Here is a 14,041-nt window from a genome sequence, read left to right as displayed (position 1 = left end):
GCGGGTGTCCTATTTTCGTCCAGCTAGCACTAGCTAGCACTCCTCCCGTGAGTTACCGTGGCTAGTAGTAACACACAAAGGAGTGTTCGATGTCGGCAACGCTGCCCAACCCGCTGGCGGGTATCGCGCGCCGGGTGCACGCCCTGATGTCCGCCCATCGTGCCGACCTGCGCACGCGCGTGTACGCGACCCCGGCCCTCAATCCGCCCACCGCGCCGCACGAGGTCGTTCCGGTCACCACCGCCGACGGAGTGCGGCTGCGGGTGCACGCCTACGGCCCCGCCGACGGCGAGGTGCTGGTGCTGGTGCACGGCTGGAGCTGCTGCCTCGAATACTGGAATCCGCAGATCAACGAGTTCGCCGACCGCTACCGCGTGATCGCCTACGACCAGCGCGGTCACGGCGAGACCGAACTCGGCGACGCCCGCGTGAACACCGATCTGCTCGCCGAGGATCTGTCCACCGTGCTGGCCGCGGTGCTGCGCCCCGGACAGCGCGCGGTTCTGGTCGGACACAGCCTGGGCGGTATGACGATTCAGGCCTGGGCCAGTCGCTACTCCGAACAGGTCGCCCAGCGCGCGGCCGCGGTGCTGCTGACCAACTCCGCCCCGTACGGCCTGATCGCGGCCACGACCGTGGTGCCGCTGTTCAATCGCGGCCTGATCGTGCTGCCGGATCTGCTCGGCCGACTCGGCCTGGGCGCGCCGATCGTATTTCCCCCGATTCGCCCGGTGCGGTGGGTTTTCCGCCGTCAGGTCATGAGCCTGGCCGCCACCGGCGATATCGCCGACTTCTCGCTGGCCATCGTGCGGTCGTGTCCGGCGCGGGTGCGGGCGAAGTTCGGCATCCTGCTGGCCGAGATGAATGTGGGCCGCGGCGCGGCGAATCTGACCGTGCCGACTACCGTGATCGCGGGCTCGCGCGACGATCTCACGCCGGTGGTGCATTCCGAACGGATCGTCGAAATGCTCAGGGAAGCGGGCAGTTTCGTGAAGATGGTGGTCCTGCGGACCGGACATCTGGGCAATGTCGAGGATTATGAGCGGTTCAACGACGAACTCGCTCTGGTGCTGGGTGCGGCCTTCCATCGGGTCCGCGAGGTCAGCGCGTAGATCGCTTGGCATCGTTGGCATTTCGTTATCCGCCGGGTCGGTAGCGGGGAAGCCCCGCGCGCCGATATGTGTTCCAGACAACAGAGTTTCCGACGATTGCCGGATCGCCCGTGAATTGCCTTGCCCCGGAATGGGTATAAGGAGAGGGCGGGTTGCACGCAGCCGAAGTTTCTCTCCCAGCGACTTCCTGCTTGCACTAGCAAGCACTGCTGCTAGCGCGGTAGTGTGCGGTAGGACACAAAGGAGTGCTCATGCTGGTGAAGTTGCCAGGGACGGTGACCCGCGGCGCGGACAGCCTCAACGCGGCCTACAGTGCGCGTTTGCGGGCGCGGACCTACGCCACGGCCGCGTTGAACGTCGCGCCGTCTCCCGAAATCGTTCCCGTCACCACCGCCGACGGCGCCCGCCTGCGCGTACACGCGCACGGACCGGCCGATCGCGATGTCCTCGTATTGATCCACGGCTGGTCCTGCTGCATCGAGTACTGGAATCCGCAGATCAACGAGTTCGCCGGGGAATATCGCGTGGTCGCCTACGATCAGCGTGGGCACGGCGAATCCAGCCTGGGCTCCGAGCGTTTCGGGGCCGATCAGCTGGCCGGAGATCTGTCGGCCGTGTTGGACGCCGTGCTGCGGCCCGGACAGCGCGCGGTGCTGGTCGGGCACAGTATGGGCGGGATGACGATTCAGGCCTGGGCGCAACGCTTTCCGGAGCAGGTCGCGCAGCGGGCCTCGGCCATCATGCTCGCGACCACCGCGGCGGGCCGAATTCCGGGGCGCGCCAAGATCATTCCGCTGCTCAACGAGATTCTGCCCAATCCGACCTGGCTCGCACAGGCCCTGTTCGGGGCGCCTGTCCCGCTGCCCGGAACGGCCGCGGCGCGGGGTGTGTTCAAGAACCGCATCATGAGCCCGGCCTGCGACGCCGATGCCGTGGCCTTCGGCCTGGCCATCGTCCGCTCCTGCCATCCCGCGGTGCGCGGCGCCGTGGCGCGCGATCTGGCCAAACTCGATCTCGCCGAGGCCGCCGCGCACATCACCGTGCCCACCAGCGTGATCGCCGGTGAATACGACAAGCTGCTGCCGCCGATCCACTCCCGCGAGATCGCCGACCTGCTGGCCGCCACCGGTTCGCTGGACCGCTACACCCTGCTCCCCACCGGACATCTGCCCAATATCGAAGCCCCCCACGAATTCAACGCCGAACTGCACCGCCTGATCCGTATCGCCGGCGCCGATGCGCCGGGCCTGCGGGTCGGTGGCGTGGTGGCATCGTGACGGACTGTTCACCCGGCTATACCAGTTGACGCGTCCAGAAAGCGGACACTGGAGGTAGCGGAGGACTTCCTCGGCGCACAGCGGGGGATGGGCGGCAGCGCGGGCGACCGAGTTGCCAGCCAAGGCCGGTCAAGGGCGCCCGGTCTTGGCCTGCTGTGCTGTCCCGCTGTCCCGCCTCTCCGAGTTCTCGGCCATACCAGTCATCGCCGCGTGAGTTGGTCACAGGTCCTGCGTTGGGTTTCGGGAGAGTTTTGGGCGTTCCCGGCGAGTTACGCATGTGCTCGCGAAATCAGTTGTTGCGAAACGTAGTTCTCAGTTGAAGACAACTGTTCTTCGGCCGTGGACCAGGACTCTTCCCTCCAGGTGCCAACGCAGGCCGCGGGCGAGGACCACGCGTTCGATGTCGCGGCCCTGGCGGACCATGTCCGCGACGGTGTCGGCGTGGTCGATTCGGGTGACGTCCTGTTCGATGATCGGGCCCGCGTCCAGTTCGGGGGTGACGTAGTGGCAGGTCGCGCCGATGAGTTTGACGCCGCGGGCGAAGGCCTGGTGGTAGGGGCGGGCGCCGACGAACGAGGGCAGGAAGCTGTGGTGGATGTTGATCGCTCGGCCCGCCCAGTGTTCGCACAGTTGCGGCGGTAGTACCTGCATGAAGCGGGCCAATACGACCGCGTGCGGGTCGTGGGCGTCGACGATCTTGCGGACCTGCTCGAAGGCCGGGCCGCGCTCGGCCGGATCCTTCGGGAACGGGATGTAGTGGAACTTCACCCCGTGGGCCTGGGTGATCTCGGACAGATCCGGATGGTTGCCGACGACCGCCTCGATCGTGGCGGGCAGTTCACCGCTGACCGCGCGACCGAGCAGATCGTGCAGGCAGTGACCGTCTCGGCTGACCAGCAGCACCGCGCGTCGCTTCTCGGCGGAATCGAGCAGCTGCCATTCGGTCCGCGGGCCGAGTTCATGGGCCACGGCCGCGAATCGGGCGCGCAGCTCGTCGAGGGAGAACGGCACGGTCGAGGCCTTGATGGCCTGCCGGGTGAAGAACCAGCCCGACTCGGTATCCGAGTGATAACCGGCCTCCACGATCGAACCCCCGAATTCGGCGATGAACGACGTGATGCGCGCGATGATGCCCGGGCGGTCCAGACAGCCGAGGGCGAGCACATAGCGACGGTCATCGGAATTCTCGGGGGTGGAGCTCATACCCCCATCCTTACAGGGCGAGTTCAGAGCGCATAAAAGGGTTCGGCGTAGTGGAATTCGCCGACGATCCCGGATTCGTAGGTGGTCAGGCGGCGAATCTGGAAGTGCGAGGTCCAGGTGGGCTCGTCGGGGACGATGCCCATGCGCGTACCGGGCACGAAGCCGAAGCGGGGGTAGTAGTCGAGGCTGCCGAGCAGTCCGATCAGCGGTTCGTCCAGGGCGTCGGCCGCGCCGAGCGCGGCGTGTATGAGGGCCGAACCCACGCCCGCGCCCTGATGGTCGGGCAGTACGCCGATCGGTCCGAGCGCGAGCACCGGGAACGGTCCCACACTCGCACGGGTGAGGCAGACGTGGCCGACAACTCGGTCGTGCGCCTGGGCGACCATCGATAAGGTCGGAATCCAGCCCGCGTCGCTGCGCAGTCGATGCACCAGATCCACCTCCGCCGGATCGGCGGTGGCCAGGGGCGTGCCCTCGGGATTGCCGTTCGGATAGTCGCGGGCGAATGCGACGCGATGCACCGCATCGATAGCGGGGATGTCGCCGGCCCGTTCCCGACGGATCAGCACCCTGACGTTCTCCTCCCCGATGGGTGGCCCACAGCGGGCCGTCCCCTACGAGTGTGCGGGACGGCCGAGGTCGCTCGCAACGCATATGTGCCAGACTCTGTCCCCATGGCCGATACCACCAGCGAATCCGGAAGCCGTCCGCTGACTCGTGGGGAGGTGGCGGCGATGATCGATCACACCCTGCTCGCGCCCGAGGCCACCGACGAAAAAGTCGCGGCCACCATCGCCGAGGCGCGTCGGCTCGGGGTGTACGCGGTTTGCCTGTCGCCGTCGATGCTGCCGGTGCGCGCGCCGGGTCTGGTGGTGGCGACGGTCGCGGGTTTCCCGTCGGGCAAACATCATTCGCTGGTGAAGGGCACCGAGGCGCGGTTGTCGGTGGACCAGGGCGCGGCCGAGGTCGATATGGTCATCGATATCGGCGCGGCGATCGCCGGGGACTACAACGCCGTGCTGGCAGATATCGTCACCGTGCGCGAGGCCATCGGCGACCGGGCGCTGCTGAAGGTGATCATCGAGGCGGCCGCGCTGTCGGATGAGGCGATCGTCGAAACCTGCCGCGCCGCCGAACGCGCCGGGGCCGATTTCGTGAAGACCTCCACCGGATTCCATCCCGCGGGCGGCGCCAGCGTGCACGCCGTGCGGCTGATGGCCGAAACCGTCGGCGGCCGACTCGGTGTCAAGGCCAGCGGCGGCATCCGGACCGCCGCGGCCGCGGCCGAACTGATCGCCGCGGGCGCGACCCGCCTCGGCCTGTCGAAGTCGGCCGAGGTGCTCGACGGCTTCCCGGAGTGATCAGCAGCTGACGTCGCCGCCGCCCTGCAGCCGGGTCGCCCCGCCGGTCAGCTGAACGTTGATGCCGGTGTCGGTCACCTTGATCGCGGTCGGCTTCAGATCCAGCGGATAGCTCTGCAGACTCTGCGACATGAGTTGCACGATGCCGTCGACCAGATCGGTGGGCAGGCCCAGGCCGAACAGCTGTGCCGATTCGGTGGTGACCTGGATCTGATCACCCACGATCTGGGGACGCAGCCGCAGATCGGCCAGGCCGCCGAGGACCTTCACATCCAGGGTGCCGCCGCTCGGATCGGATTGCACGCCGGAGACCAAGCCGCTCAACGTCTTCGCGATCCCGTCATTGCTCCAGTCGGCGTCGGCGTTGGAATTGTCGACCGTCGCGCCGCCGCGACCGCCGTCGATCAGCTTGATGTCGTTGAGCCGGGCATGCACCTTCATGCCTACGGCCGGGCCGAATTTCGCGTCGTCACTGTCCAATTCGACGTATTGGACCTGATGGTCGACGGCGGTGATCAGCAGCGGCTTCGGGCCGAAATGCACCGCGACCTTGGAGCCCAGCTCCTTCTCGACCTGCGATGCGATGCAATTGGAGCTCTGGCGGCGGTAATAGGTCTCGGCGGCCGCGGCGGTGCCGACCAGGGCCAGCACGACGACGAGTCCGAGAATCAGCACGATGCGGCGCACATTGCGGGTGCGCGGGGCGTCCGGGGGAATCGAACTCATGGCAGCGATTCTTCCCGAGCTTTCTGAGCCGGCTCTGTGGGAGGTTTGAAGGGATTCGACGAAGCCGGGCAAATTGTGACATACCGCACAGGGCCGGGCGTAGCCTGGAACACATGTCCGGGGAAGTCGTCGCCAGCAGTATCCGCGATCCGGAACAGGGCTGGTCGATATTGCGGCAGCTCGCGGGGCGGCATGCCGGTTATTTCACCACGCGTTCGGTGCTGCGCACCGGATGTGAGGCGCGCATTCGCACCGCACTCGAGGACGGGTTGGTGATCCGGGCGGGGGTGGGCCTGCTGCGGATGGCCGACTGGCCCGAGGGTCCGCTCGACGAATACGCCATGTGGTCGGCGTGGTTCGAGGGTCAGGCCGCGATCTCGCATCACAGCGCCGCCGAACTGCACGGTATGGGACGGCTGCGACCGCGATTCGTACATCTGTCCGCCGGTTCCGGCCGGGTGCCGAGCGCGCCGCGACTGGTCGTACTGCGCCGGGTGTTGCGCGATGACGAGGTGGAGTCGGCCGGGGCGTTCCTGGTGACCACGCCGGTGCGCACGGTGCTCGATCTCGCCGAAACGGGAATCGGGCAGGCGGCCCTGGACGAGGTGGTGGCCGATGCCGTGGCCATCGATCGCTGTGGTGGTACGGAAATACGGGCTGCCGCAGCGGGTTTGCCGCCGCGCACCGCGGCGCGGGTCCGTCAGGCCCTCGCCCGGGCGTGAACCTACCGCGTCGGCTCGACCGTCGCCCACGGCACCGACAGCACGCAATCACGCATCCGACGCCGATAGTCGCGTACCGGAAAACCCTGCTCGCGCAATATGTTCGCGGCCTCCTTCCAGCGCACCCGGGGACCGTAGGGCGCCAGGGGCGCGGCATGTGACCACGCGCGATCCGCGGCGGTGAGCAGGGTGTGGATGCGCTCGCCCGGAATATTGCGGTGGATCAGGGCTTTCGGGAGCCGCTCGGCGATATCGGAGGGCCGCTCGACGGTGAACGGATCCCATGCCAGCGTCAGTGACAGCGGGCCGGAACGGTCGAGCAGCACCCAGGCGCAGCGGCGGCCGAGTTCATCGCAGGTGCCGTCGACCAGCAGGCCGCCGGGCGCCAGACCCGACAGAATGGTCGACCACGCCTGCGGGACGGCCGATTCCGGATATTGCCGCAGTACATTGAACGCGCGCACCAGAATCGGGCGCAGACCCGCCAATTCGAAACCGCCCCGGGCGAATACGACACCGTCGCGGGCGGGGACGACGCGTTCGGGATCGATCTCCAGCCCCATCACTCGCACATCGGGACGTATCCGGCGCAGCCGGGTGGCCAATTCCAGCGTGGTGACCGGGCTCGCGCCGTAACCGAGATCGATGACCAGCGGATCGGGGGCCGCGCGCAATCGCGTCCGCACCAGATCGTCGTGCACGAGACGACGATCGCTGCGGCGCAGGCGATTGATGCCCGTGGTGCCGCGCGTGATCTCGCCGATGGGTTTGACGCGGGAAGCCTGGTGGTGACGCATGACTCGCGAGCTGCCGAACGGTCAGGCCGTCGGATGCCGCTCCTCGAGCCACCGCGTGGTGAACTCGCCCTCGGCGCGCAGCAGATCGATCAGGTTGATGAGCATCAGCTGTTCCAGTTTGGGGCCCAGCAGCGGGATGAACACCTTGGCCGTCGAGGAGGTGCGCAGCGTGCAGCCGGTCTCGGTGGGGAACAGCTGCATGGTCCCGGCCAGGGCGCCCGGCCCCGCCGGAATGGATGCGCTGTATTCGCCGGTGACCTCCGGACCGAACGGACCGTAGATCTCCTTGCGGGTGATCATCATGTCCTTGCGCATGACCGCCTGCGCGAGATCGGGCAGCATGTCGCGCGGCAGGACGTGTTGCAGCACGACCTCGATGCCGCCGTCGCCGGCATCGAGGCTGACCACGTCGTTGGGGGAGTACTTGCGCATTTCCTCCATCCGAGCGTCCCAGTAGGCGCGGTCGGACAGGGCCTCGTACACCTCTTTGGTGGTGTGCAGCGGGTAGCGGGCGGAGTAGTCCAGTCGACGGGCCATGGCGGGTCAGATTACCGTGCCCGACCGGTCGGACCGGTGTCGCCGCCCCGACAACGCCGGGTTGCTACCGATTTGCCCGAATCAGTGGGAGGCGATCCAGCCGTTCGTGAACTCGGCCTCGGCGGCGAGCAGTTCGGTCAGCTTCTCGGCCACCACGGCCTCGATCTTCTTGCCGAACAGCGGAACCGAGACCTCGACCGAGCCGTCGACCGCGATCGTCGAGGAGTTGTCGTCGCCGGTCAGGGTGACCGTGCCGCGCACCTTGGCGGGCGCGCCCTCGACATGGGCCTCGAAGATGCCCGAATCGCCGGAGTAGGTCTCGGTGCGAGGAATGATCAGATCGCCGGGGCGCACGGCGGTCAGCTGGCCGGGCAGTTCCGCCTCCGCGATCGCCTGGGTCACCTGCACCCGCAGCTGGTCGCCGGAGGATTCGAAGCTGTCGATCCGCGCCCCCGGGCCGCCGACCTCGGCGATGCGGTCCTTCCAATACTGCTCGTCGGCGATCGCGGCGCGCACGGCCGCCGCCGGATGCGAGTAGTGAGCCGTATACGCCAGGGGTGTCGCCATGACCGAACACGCTACCGTCTGTGGTCGTGCGTACATCTCAGGTGGTGCCGTTCGACGAAGTGAGCGAGCTGCTCACCGCAACCGGTGCGCGGGTGCGCAATTCGGTTCCCCTGGCGGAGCTGACCACGCTGCGGGTCGGTGGTCCGGCCATCGTGGCCGACTGCGCGAGCACCGACGCGCTCGTCGCGACCGTGCGGGCGCTCGACGCGGCCGGGATTCCGGTGCTGTTGCTGGCGGGCGGATCGAATCTGCTCGTCGCCGATGCCGGATTCGGCGGGGTGGTCGTGCGTATCGCCACCGAGGATGTGCGGATCGAGGCCGATCATGTGATCGCCGAGGCGGGTGCGAACTGGGACGCTGTCGTCGCGGCGACGGTCCAGGCGGGACTGGGTGGGCTCGAATGCCTGTCCGGCATTCCGGGTTCGGCGGGTGCGACGCCGGTGCAGAACGTCGGGGCCTACGGGGTGGAGGTCGCGCAGTTGCTGCGGCGGGTGCGGCTGCTCGATCGCCCGAGCGGTGCGGTGCGGTGGGTCGAGCCGGAGGAACTCGGCTTCGGCTATCGGACCTCGGTGCTCAAGCACAGCGATCGGGCGGTCGTGCTGGGTGTGGAGTTCGCGCTGCGGTCCGACGGCTCGAGTGCGCCGCTGCGGTATCGGGAGCTGTATCAGGCCCTCGACACCGAAGAGGGGCGCAGCCGTCCGGCTGCCGAGGTGCGCGCCGCGGTGCTGCGGCTGCGCGCGAGTAAGGGCATGGTGCTCGATCCGGACGATCACGACACCTGGAGCGCGGGGTCGTTCTTCACCAATCCGGTGGTGCCCGCGCAGCGGGAGGCCGAGGTGCGCGCGGCCGTCGCGGCCCATGTGGGAGATGTCACAATTCCCAGCTACCCGGCTCCGGACGGGGTGAAGTTCTCCGCGGGCTGGCTGATCGAGCGTGCCGGATTCGCCAAGGGCTTCCCGGGGCCGCAGGCGCCCGCCCGGCTGTCCACCAAACACACCTTGGCCCTGACCAACCGGGGCGCGGCAACCGCGGCGGACCTGGTCGAGCTCGCTCGTACCGTGCGCGACGGGGTGGCCGAGCGGTTCGGAATCCGGCTGGAACCCGAGCCGGTCACGGTAGGGGTGAACCTCTAGTTCACCCGGGCCGCTCGGACTGGGGGCTGGGTTTGCCGCGGCTTCGCGGTAAATTCGAGGAAGTGAGCGTTCGAGAGATTGCTGGCCGACGTGCCGTGCTGGTCGGAATGGGACAGCTGGCGGCCGCCGCGCTGGTGGCCGGATGTTCCAGCGGTTCCGGAAGCGGTGGTAATGCCGCGCCGAAGGAGAAGCCGCCGGTCGCCAAGGTGAGTTTCGAGCCGGGCAATGGCAAATCCGATGTCAATCCCACTGCGCCGGTATCGCTTTCGGTGGTCAGCGGTCGAATCGACCAGGTGGCGCTGAGCAATCCGGGCGGTAAGCAGGTCAAGGGCGAGTTGTCGCCGGACAAGACCAGTTTCAAGGTCACCGAACCGCTCGGGTACGGCGTGACCTACAGCTGGTCGGGCACCGCGGTCGGCACCGACAACAAGCCCGTGCCGATCGAGGGCAAGTTCAGCACGGTGCAGCCGAAGGCGACCGTGCCCGCCACGATCAATATCGGCGACGGCCAGCAGGTCGGCATCGCGGCCTCGATCATCCTGCAGTTCAAGAAGCATGTCGCCAACAAGGCGGCCGTCGAGAAGGCGCTGACGGTCACCACGACGCCGCCGACCGAGGGCGGCTGGGCGTGGCTGCCCGACGACAACGGCGGTTCGCGGGCGCATTGGCGGCCGCGCAACTACTGGGCGCCCGGGACCGAGGTGAATCTGTCCGCCAAGCTGTACGGCCTGGATCTGGGCGACAGCTTCTACGGCGATTCCGATCTGACCTCCGAATTCAAGATCGGCCGGGCGCAGATCGTGAAGGGTCACGCGCCGAGCCATCGCGTGCAGGTGGTGCGCGACGGCGATACGGTCTTCGACTTCGCCTGCAGTTACGGCGAGGGCAACGAACCGCGCAACGTCACCCGCTCGGGCATCCACGTGGTGACCGAGAAATACGAAGATTTCATGATGTCGAATCCGCCCTTCTACACCAATGTTCGCGAACGCTGGGCGGTCCGCATCTCCAACAACGGCGAATTCATCCACGCCAACCCCGAATCCGCCTCCGCCCAAGGCAATTCGAACGTAACCAACGGCTGTATCAACCTCAGCACCGGCGACGCCCAGAAATACTTCCCCACAGCCATGTACGGCGACCCGGTTGAGGTAACCGGCACCTCCATCGCCCTGTCCGCCGCCGACGGCGACATCTACGACTGGACCATCGACTGGGACACCTGGCTGACCATGTCGGCCCTGCACGGCGAACCGTCCTCGGTCGTCTCGGCCACACCCGTGCCGCCGGGGCCGGTTCGCGGGGGAAATTAGCGCGGCCAGGGGCCCTTGGCGACGGTTCGACCAAGGGCCCTGGGCGGGTCGCACGCTGCCGCAGGGGCTGCTGACCCCGCGTCGGCTGCGCGTGGTCATGAACGTGGCACCGCCGCTGCTTTTCCTCGGCGTCCGAGTGGACCGATTCGCCGACGACTGGACCTCCGCCCACGTCAGCCTCGAAGTCCGCCGCTGGAACTCCAACCACAATGTAGCCGCCCCCGGCTGGTCGCTGTTCGCCATGACCGACCCCTTCTTCGGCATGATGGCGTACGGCCGACTGGGTCCCGGCTATCGAGTCTGGAATACCACGGCCGCAATGCAATTCCTCGCTCCGGGCCGCGGCACTGTCCACTGCACAATGCTCATGCCCCTGGCGACCACCGAGGAAATCCGCCGAACCACAAACTCCGGCGGCAAATCCATCACCACCCACGAAGCCCAGATCCTCGACTCCACAGGCAATCTCGTAGCCCGCGCCACCCAGGACCTCTACGTCCGCAAATCAACTCCGCACTGACCCCGGACCGTAAGCCAGTTCACCTCCCGGGCAGTCACATCCATCATTCCCGAGCCGGCCCCGTTCTATCCCGCAAGCGAATCTCTCGCCTCCCCGCGAAAACGGCTACCCTCCCGCGGTCGTATTCCTCTTTCCCGCAGGTAAATTCCTCTTTCCCGCAGCGAACTCATCTTCTCCCGCGGCGAACTCATCTTGCCCCGCGGCGAACTCATCTTGGCCCGCGGCGAACTCAACTTCCCCCGCGAGCGAAGCGAGCGGGGTTACTTGTGGCGGGCGAAGCGGCCCGGGTCGGCCTGGTCTCGGGGTTTCACGATGATGGTGTCGAGGTTCACGTGGGAGGGGCGGGAGGCGGTGAAGGCGATTATTTCGGCTATGTCCTGGGCTACGAGAGGATCGATGCCCTCGTAGACCTTGGCGGCGCGGTCGGAGTCGCCGTTGAAGCGGACCAGGGAGAATTCGGTTTCCACTGCGCCGGGGGCGATTTCGGTGAGGCGGACCGGTTTGCCGAGTAGTTCGCCGCGCAGGGTGCGGTGCAGGACGGCCTGGGCGTGTTTGGCGGTGGTGTAGCCGGAGCCGTTGTCGTAGGCGTGGAAAGCGGCCACCGAGGTGACCGTGACGATCAGGCCGTCGCCGGAGGCGATCAGTTTGGGGAGCAGGGCCTTGGTAATGCGCAGGGTGCCGAGGACATTGGTTTCCCACATCCAGCGCCAGTCGTCGAGATCGGCCTCGGCGACCGTGGCCATCCCCTTCGCGCCGCCGGCATTGTTGACCAGCACGTCGACCCGCTCGATCGCCTCGGTGAAGGCCCGCACCGACTCCTCGTCGGTCACATCCAGCGGCAGCGCCGTCCCGCCGATCTCGGCGGCCAACTTCTCGAGCCGGTCCACCCGCCGGGCGCCCACATAGACGTGAAAGCCCTGTTCGGCGAGCGCGCGGGCGGTGGCCTCGCCGATTCCCGAACTGGCCCCGGTGACGACAGCGGTACGAGTGCTCATGGCCCGAGCTTAAGGTCCGGACGGATCGGGCAACTAGCCTGGCCTCATGGCGATTCGGGAAGTTGTGAGCGCGGACGGAACGACCATCGTGTACCGGGCGACCGGACCGGCGGACGGACGGCCGCTGGTGCTGCTGCACGGCTGGGCGGGCAACCTGCTCAACTGGGGCGCGGCCGCGTCGGAACTCGCCCAGCGGTTCCGGGTCATCGCGGTCGATCTGCGCGGCCACGGCTACTCGGGCGCGCCGGAGGCCGGATACGACGATCCGAAGAACTGGGCCGCCGATATCGCCGCGGTGCTCGCGGGCGAGGGCATCGACACCGGCGCGGTGCTGCTGGGCTGGTCCTACGGCGGCATCGTGCTCAGCGACTATCTGACCGCCTACGGCACCGGTGCGATCGCGGGCGTCGTGTACTGCGGTTCGCAGGCGAATATCGGCCGCGGCGTGCCCGGCGCGAATACCGGCCCGGCCATGCAGAAGGCGATTCCCGACGTCTTCGAGGAGAGCGCGGGCAAGGCCGTGCGCGGATTCTCCGCCTTCGGCAGCGCCAACACCGGCCGGGCGCGCGACAAGGGCGCGGACGCGCAACGCCTGTTCGGCGGCAGCCTGTCGACCCCGCCGCGGGTGCGCAAGGCGCTGTTCTATCGCACCGTCGACAACACCGAAACCCTTCGCACCCTTGATGTTCCGGTCCTGGTTCTGCACGGAACCGACGATCCGGTCGTCCCGATCGACAACGGCCGCTACATCGCCGATGCCGCGCCGGATGTGCGCACCTCCTACTGGGAGGGCGCCCAGCACGGCCTGTTCGTCGAGGACACCGCCCGCTTCGTCGCCGAGGTCGGCGAGTTCGTCGACGGTCTGAACTAGGCTCGGCTCGTGCGGAGTGATCTGAAAATAGCTGTGGCGCAACCCAAATGCCTCGCGCACGAGGTGGCCGCCAACGCGGTCGAACACGCGCGGGCCATTCGGGAGGCGCGGGCGCGGGTGGTGCTGTTCCCCGAACTGTCGCTGACCGGCTACGAACTGGACGCCGAAATCATCGCGCCCGACGACGAGCGATTGAGCCCGATCGTCGAGGCCTGCGCCGAAACGGGTGCGCTGGCCCTGGCCGGTGCGCCGGTCGCGGGCCCGCGCATCGGGGTACTCGGCATCGACGGCGACGGCGCGTCGGTGGTGTACGGCAAGGTCTACCTGCACGGCAGCGAATCGGACCGGTTCATCCCCGGCGCGCCCGCGGTGCTCGAGGTCGACGGCTGGCGACTCGGCCTGGCCGTATGCCGCGACACCAAATTCCCCGAACACGCCGCCGACACCGCCGCGCTGGGTATGCACGCCTACCTCGCCGGTGTGGTCAATGCCGACGACGAGGCCGAAGTGGCCGGTGAGCGGGCCCGCCGCGTGGCCGCCGCCCACGGCGTCCCGGTCGCGGTCGCCGTCTTCGCCGGGCCCACCGGCGGCGGATTCGATCGGACGTGTGGCCGCTCGGGCATCTGGTCGGCAATCGGAGAGCTACTGGTCGAGGCGAGCGACGAACCGGGCGACGTCGTCTGGCACACCCTCGCGGGCTGACCGGATCCGGGATCCGGTTCGCGTGTCGTCGAACCCGGAGCGCGCCCACCTCGTTCGTCGGGTGTGAGGCAACGCACGCACTCCGGTCGATGCCCGGATCGTCGCATCGAACGTATTGCGCGCGGCGATGTTCGGCTATGCCTCGCTGCGGTTGTGCTTGTGTCGCTTGATATTTGCCGGACCGCCGCTGAAATCATGCGCGCCG

General features: G+C 67.8%; 16 protein-coding genes. 9 read left to right on the top strand and 7 right to left on the bottom strand.

The window, feature by feature from the left end:
* Positions 1-89 precede the first annotated feature (89 nt).
* Together NP4_RS19355 and NP4_RS19350 are read left to right on the top strand one after the other, a co-directional pair.
* Positions 90-1,112, top strand: a complete 1,023-nt coding sequence (locus NP4_RS19355) for an alpha/beta fold hydrolase (protein WP_067999642.1) — start codon at positions 90-92, stop codon at positions 1,110-1,112.
* Positions 1,113-1,363: 251 nt separating this feature from the next.
* Positions 1,364-2,389 carry an alpha/beta fold hydrolase gene (locus tag NP4_RS19350; protein ID WP_067999640.1) on the top strand — a complete coding sequence of 342 codons (1,026 nt, stop codon included), beginning with the start codon at positions 1,364-1,366 and terminating at the stop codon, positions 2,387-2,389.
* 312 nt (positions 2,390-2,701) lie between these two features.
* On the opposite strand, the gene purU is transcribed toward NP4_RS19350, so the two are convergent.
* Together purU and NP4_RS19340 are read right to left on the bottom strand one after the other, a co-directional pair.
* Positions 2,702-3,592 carry a formyltetrahydrofolate deformylase gene (gene purU, locus NP4_RS19345; protein WP_067999638.1) on the bottom strand — a complete coding sequence of 297 codons (891 nt, stop codon included), beginning with the start codon at positions 3,590-3,592 and terminating at the stop codon, positions 2,702-2,704.
* Between the two features lie 23 nt (positions 3,593-3,615).
* On the bottom strand, positions 3,616-4,161 hold the full coding sequence (locus NP4_RS19340) for a GNAT family N-acetyltransferase (RefSeq protein ID WP_067999636.1): 546 nt from the start codon (positions 4,159-4,161) through the stop codon (positions 3,616-3,618).
* 105 nt (positions 4,162-4,266) lie between these two features.
* On the opposite strand from NP4_RS19340, the gene deoC reads away from it, so the two are divergent.
* On the top strand, positions 4,267-4,953 hold the full coding sequence (deoC, locus tag NP4_RS19335) for a deoxyribose-phosphate aldolase (RefSeq protein WP_067999634.1): 687 nt from the start codon (positions 4,267-4,269) through the stop codon (positions 4,951-4,953).
* Here deoC and NP4_RS19330 read toward each other — a convergent pair whose 3' ends face one another.
* Complete coding sequence (locus tag NP4_RS19330) at positions 4,954-5,679, bottom strand: LmeA family phospholipid-binding protein (RefSeq protein WP_067999632.1); 726 nt, start codon at positions 5,677-5,679, stop codon at positions 4,954-4,956.
* A gap of 113 nt (positions 5,680-5,792) precedes the next feature.
* Between NP4_RS19330 and NP4_RS19325 the strand changes: the two genes are divergently transcribed.
* Complete coding sequence (locus NP4_RS19325) at positions 5,793-6,401, top strand: type IV toxin-antitoxin system AbiEi family antitoxin (RefSeq protein WP_067999631.1); 609 nt, start codon at positions 5,793-5,795, stop codon at positions 6,399-6,401.
* A 2-nt stretch (positions 6,402-6,403) separates the two neighbouring features.
* Here NP4_RS19325 and NP4_RS19320 read toward each other — a convergent pair whose 3' ends face one another.
* The 3 genes from NP4_RS19320 to NP4_RS19310 all read right to left on the bottom strand — a co-directional run bounded on the left by NP4_RS19320 (position 6,404) and on the right by NP4_RS19310 (position 8,302).
* Entirely contained in the window at positions 6,404-7,198 is a 795-nt protein-coding gene (locus NP4_RS19320; protein ID WP_067999628.1) for a methylase, read from the bottom strand.
* Between the two features lie 21 nt (positions 7,199-7,219).
* Entirely contained in the window at positions 7,220-7,735 is a 516-nt protein-coding gene (locus NP4_RS19315) for a DUF2505 domain-containing protein (protein ID WP_067999626.1), read from the bottom strand.
* Between the two features lie 81 nt (positions 7,736-7,816).
* Positions 7,817-8,302, bottom strand: coding sequence for a DUF2505 domain-containing protein (locus NP4_RS19310; protein ID WP_062505364.1), 486 nt, complete (start codon positions 8,300-8,302; stop codon positions 7,817-7,819).
* 44 nt (positions 8,303-8,346) lie between these two features.
* On the opposite strand from NP4_RS19310, the gene NP4_RS19305 reads away from it, so the two are divergent.
* The 3 genes from NP4_RS19305 to NP4_RS19295 all read left to right on the top strand — a co-directional run bounded on the left by NP4_RS19305 (position 8,347) and on the right by NP4_RS19295 (position 11,268).
* Positions 8,347-9,435 carry a UDP-N-acetylmuramate dehydrogenase gene (locus NP4_RS19305; RefSeq protein ID WP_373863848.1) on the top strand — a complete coding sequence of 363 codons (1,089 nt, stop codon included), beginning with the start codon at positions 8,347-8,349 and terminating at the stop codon, positions 9,433-9,435.
* Positions 9,436-9,542: 107 nt separating this feature from the next.
* Positions 9,543-10,748 (top strand): L,D-transpeptidase, encoded by a 1,206-nt coding sequence (locus tag NP4_RS19300; protein WP_067999843.1) that lies wholly within the window; start codon positions 9,543-9,545, stop codon positions 10,746-10,748.
* Positions 10,749-10,845: 97 nt separating this feature from the next.
* Positions 10,846-11,268 carry a DUF4442 domain-containing protein gene (locus tag NP4_RS19295; protein WP_067999624.1) on the top strand — a complete coding sequence of 141 codons (423 nt, stop codon included), beginning with the start codon at positions 10,846-10,848 and terminating at the stop codon, positions 11,266-11,268.
* Positions 11,269-11,528: 260 nt separating this feature from the next.
* Here NP4_RS19295 and NP4_RS19290 read toward each other — a convergent pair whose 3' ends face one another.
* Complete coding sequence (locus NP4_RS19290; protein ID WP_067999622.1) at positions 11,529-12,263, bottom strand: SDR family NAD(P)-dependent oxidoreductase; 735 nt, start codon at positions 12,261-12,263, stop codon at positions 11,529-11,531.
* A gap of 46 nt (positions 12,264-12,309) precedes the next feature.
* Between NP4_RS19290 and NP4_RS19285 the strand changes: the two genes are divergently transcribed.
* Together NP4_RS19285 and NP4_RS19280 are read left to right on the top strand one after the other, a co-directional pair.
* Positions 12,310-13,134, top strand: coding sequence for an alpha/beta fold hydrolase (locus tag NP4_RS19285; protein ID WP_067999620.1), 825 nt, complete (start codon positions 12,310-12,312; stop codon positions 13,132-13,134).
* A gap of 9 nt (positions 13,135-13,143) precedes the next feature.
* A complete protein-coding gene (locus tag NP4_RS19280) occupies positions 13,144-13,836 on the top strand; it encodes a carbon-nitrogen hydrolase family protein (protein WP_067999619.1) in 693 nt (230 codons plus the stop codon).
* Positions 13,837-14,041 lie beyond the last annotated feature (205 nt).

Source organism: Nocardia pseudobrasiliensis NBRC 108224 (genome assembly GCF_001613105.1).
In the GTDB taxonomy this organism is placed as follows: Bacteria; Actinomycetota; Actinomycetes; order Mycobacteriales; family Mycobacteriaceae; genus Nocardia; species Nocardia pseudobrasiliensis.
Note: the sequence above shows the minus strand (reverse complement) of the source record. Positions and strands in the feature narration are given on the sequence as shown.

Bases quoted from the DNA above. Each gene is read 5' to 3' on its own strand.
- NP4_RS19355 (WP_067999642.1), top strand. From the start codon at position 90: ATGTCGGCAACGCTGCCCAACCCGCTGGCGGGTATCGCGCGCCGGGTG.
- NP4_RS19350 (WP_067999640.1), top strand. From the start codon at position 1,364: ATGCTGGTGAAGTTGCCAGGGACGGTGACCCGCGGCGCGGACAGCCTC.
- purU (WP_067999638.1), bottom strand. From the start codon at position 3,592: ATGAGCTCCACCCCCGAGAATTCCGATGACCGTCGCTATGTGCTCGCC.
- deoC (WP_067999634.1), top strand. From the start codon at position 4,267: ATGGCCGATACCACCAGCGAATCCGGAAGCCGTCCGCTGACTCGTGGG.
- NP4_RS19330 (WP_067999632.1), bottom strand. From the start codon at position 5,679: ATGAGTTCGATTCCCCCGGACGCCCCGCGCACCCGCAATGTGCGCCGC.
- NP4_RS19325 (WP_067999631.1), top strand. From the start codon at position 5,793: ATGTCCGGGGAAGTCGTCGCCAGCAGTATCCGCGATCCGGAACAGGGC.
- NP4_RS19320 (WP_067999628.1), bottom strand. From the start codon at position 7,198: ATGCGTCACCACCAGGCTTCCCGCGTCAAACCCATCGGCGAGATCACG.
- NP4_RS19315 (WP_067999626.1), bottom strand. From the start codon at position 7,735: ATGGCCCGTCGACTGGACTACTCCGCCCGCTACCCGCTGCACACCACC.
- NP4_RS19310 (WP_062505364.1), bottom strand. From the start codon at position 8,302: ATGGCGACACCCCTGGCGTATACGGCTCACTACTCGCATCCGGCGGCG.
- NP4_RS19300 (WP_067999843.1), top strand. From the start codon at position 9,543: ATGGGACAGCTGGCGGCCGCCGCGCTGGTGGCCGGATGTTCCAGCGGT.
- NP4_RS19295 (WP_067999624.1), top strand. From the start codon at position 10,846: ATGAACGTGGCACCGCCGCTGCTTTTCCTCGGCGTCCGAGTGGACCGA.
- NP4_RS19290 (WP_067999622.1), bottom strand. From the start codon at position 12,263: ATGAGCACTCGTACCGCTGTCGTCACCGGGGCCAGTTCGGGAATCGGC.
- NP4_RS19285 (WP_067999620.1), top strand. From the start codon at position 12,310: ATGGCGATTCGGGAAGTTGTGAGCGCGGACGGAACGACCATCGTGTAC.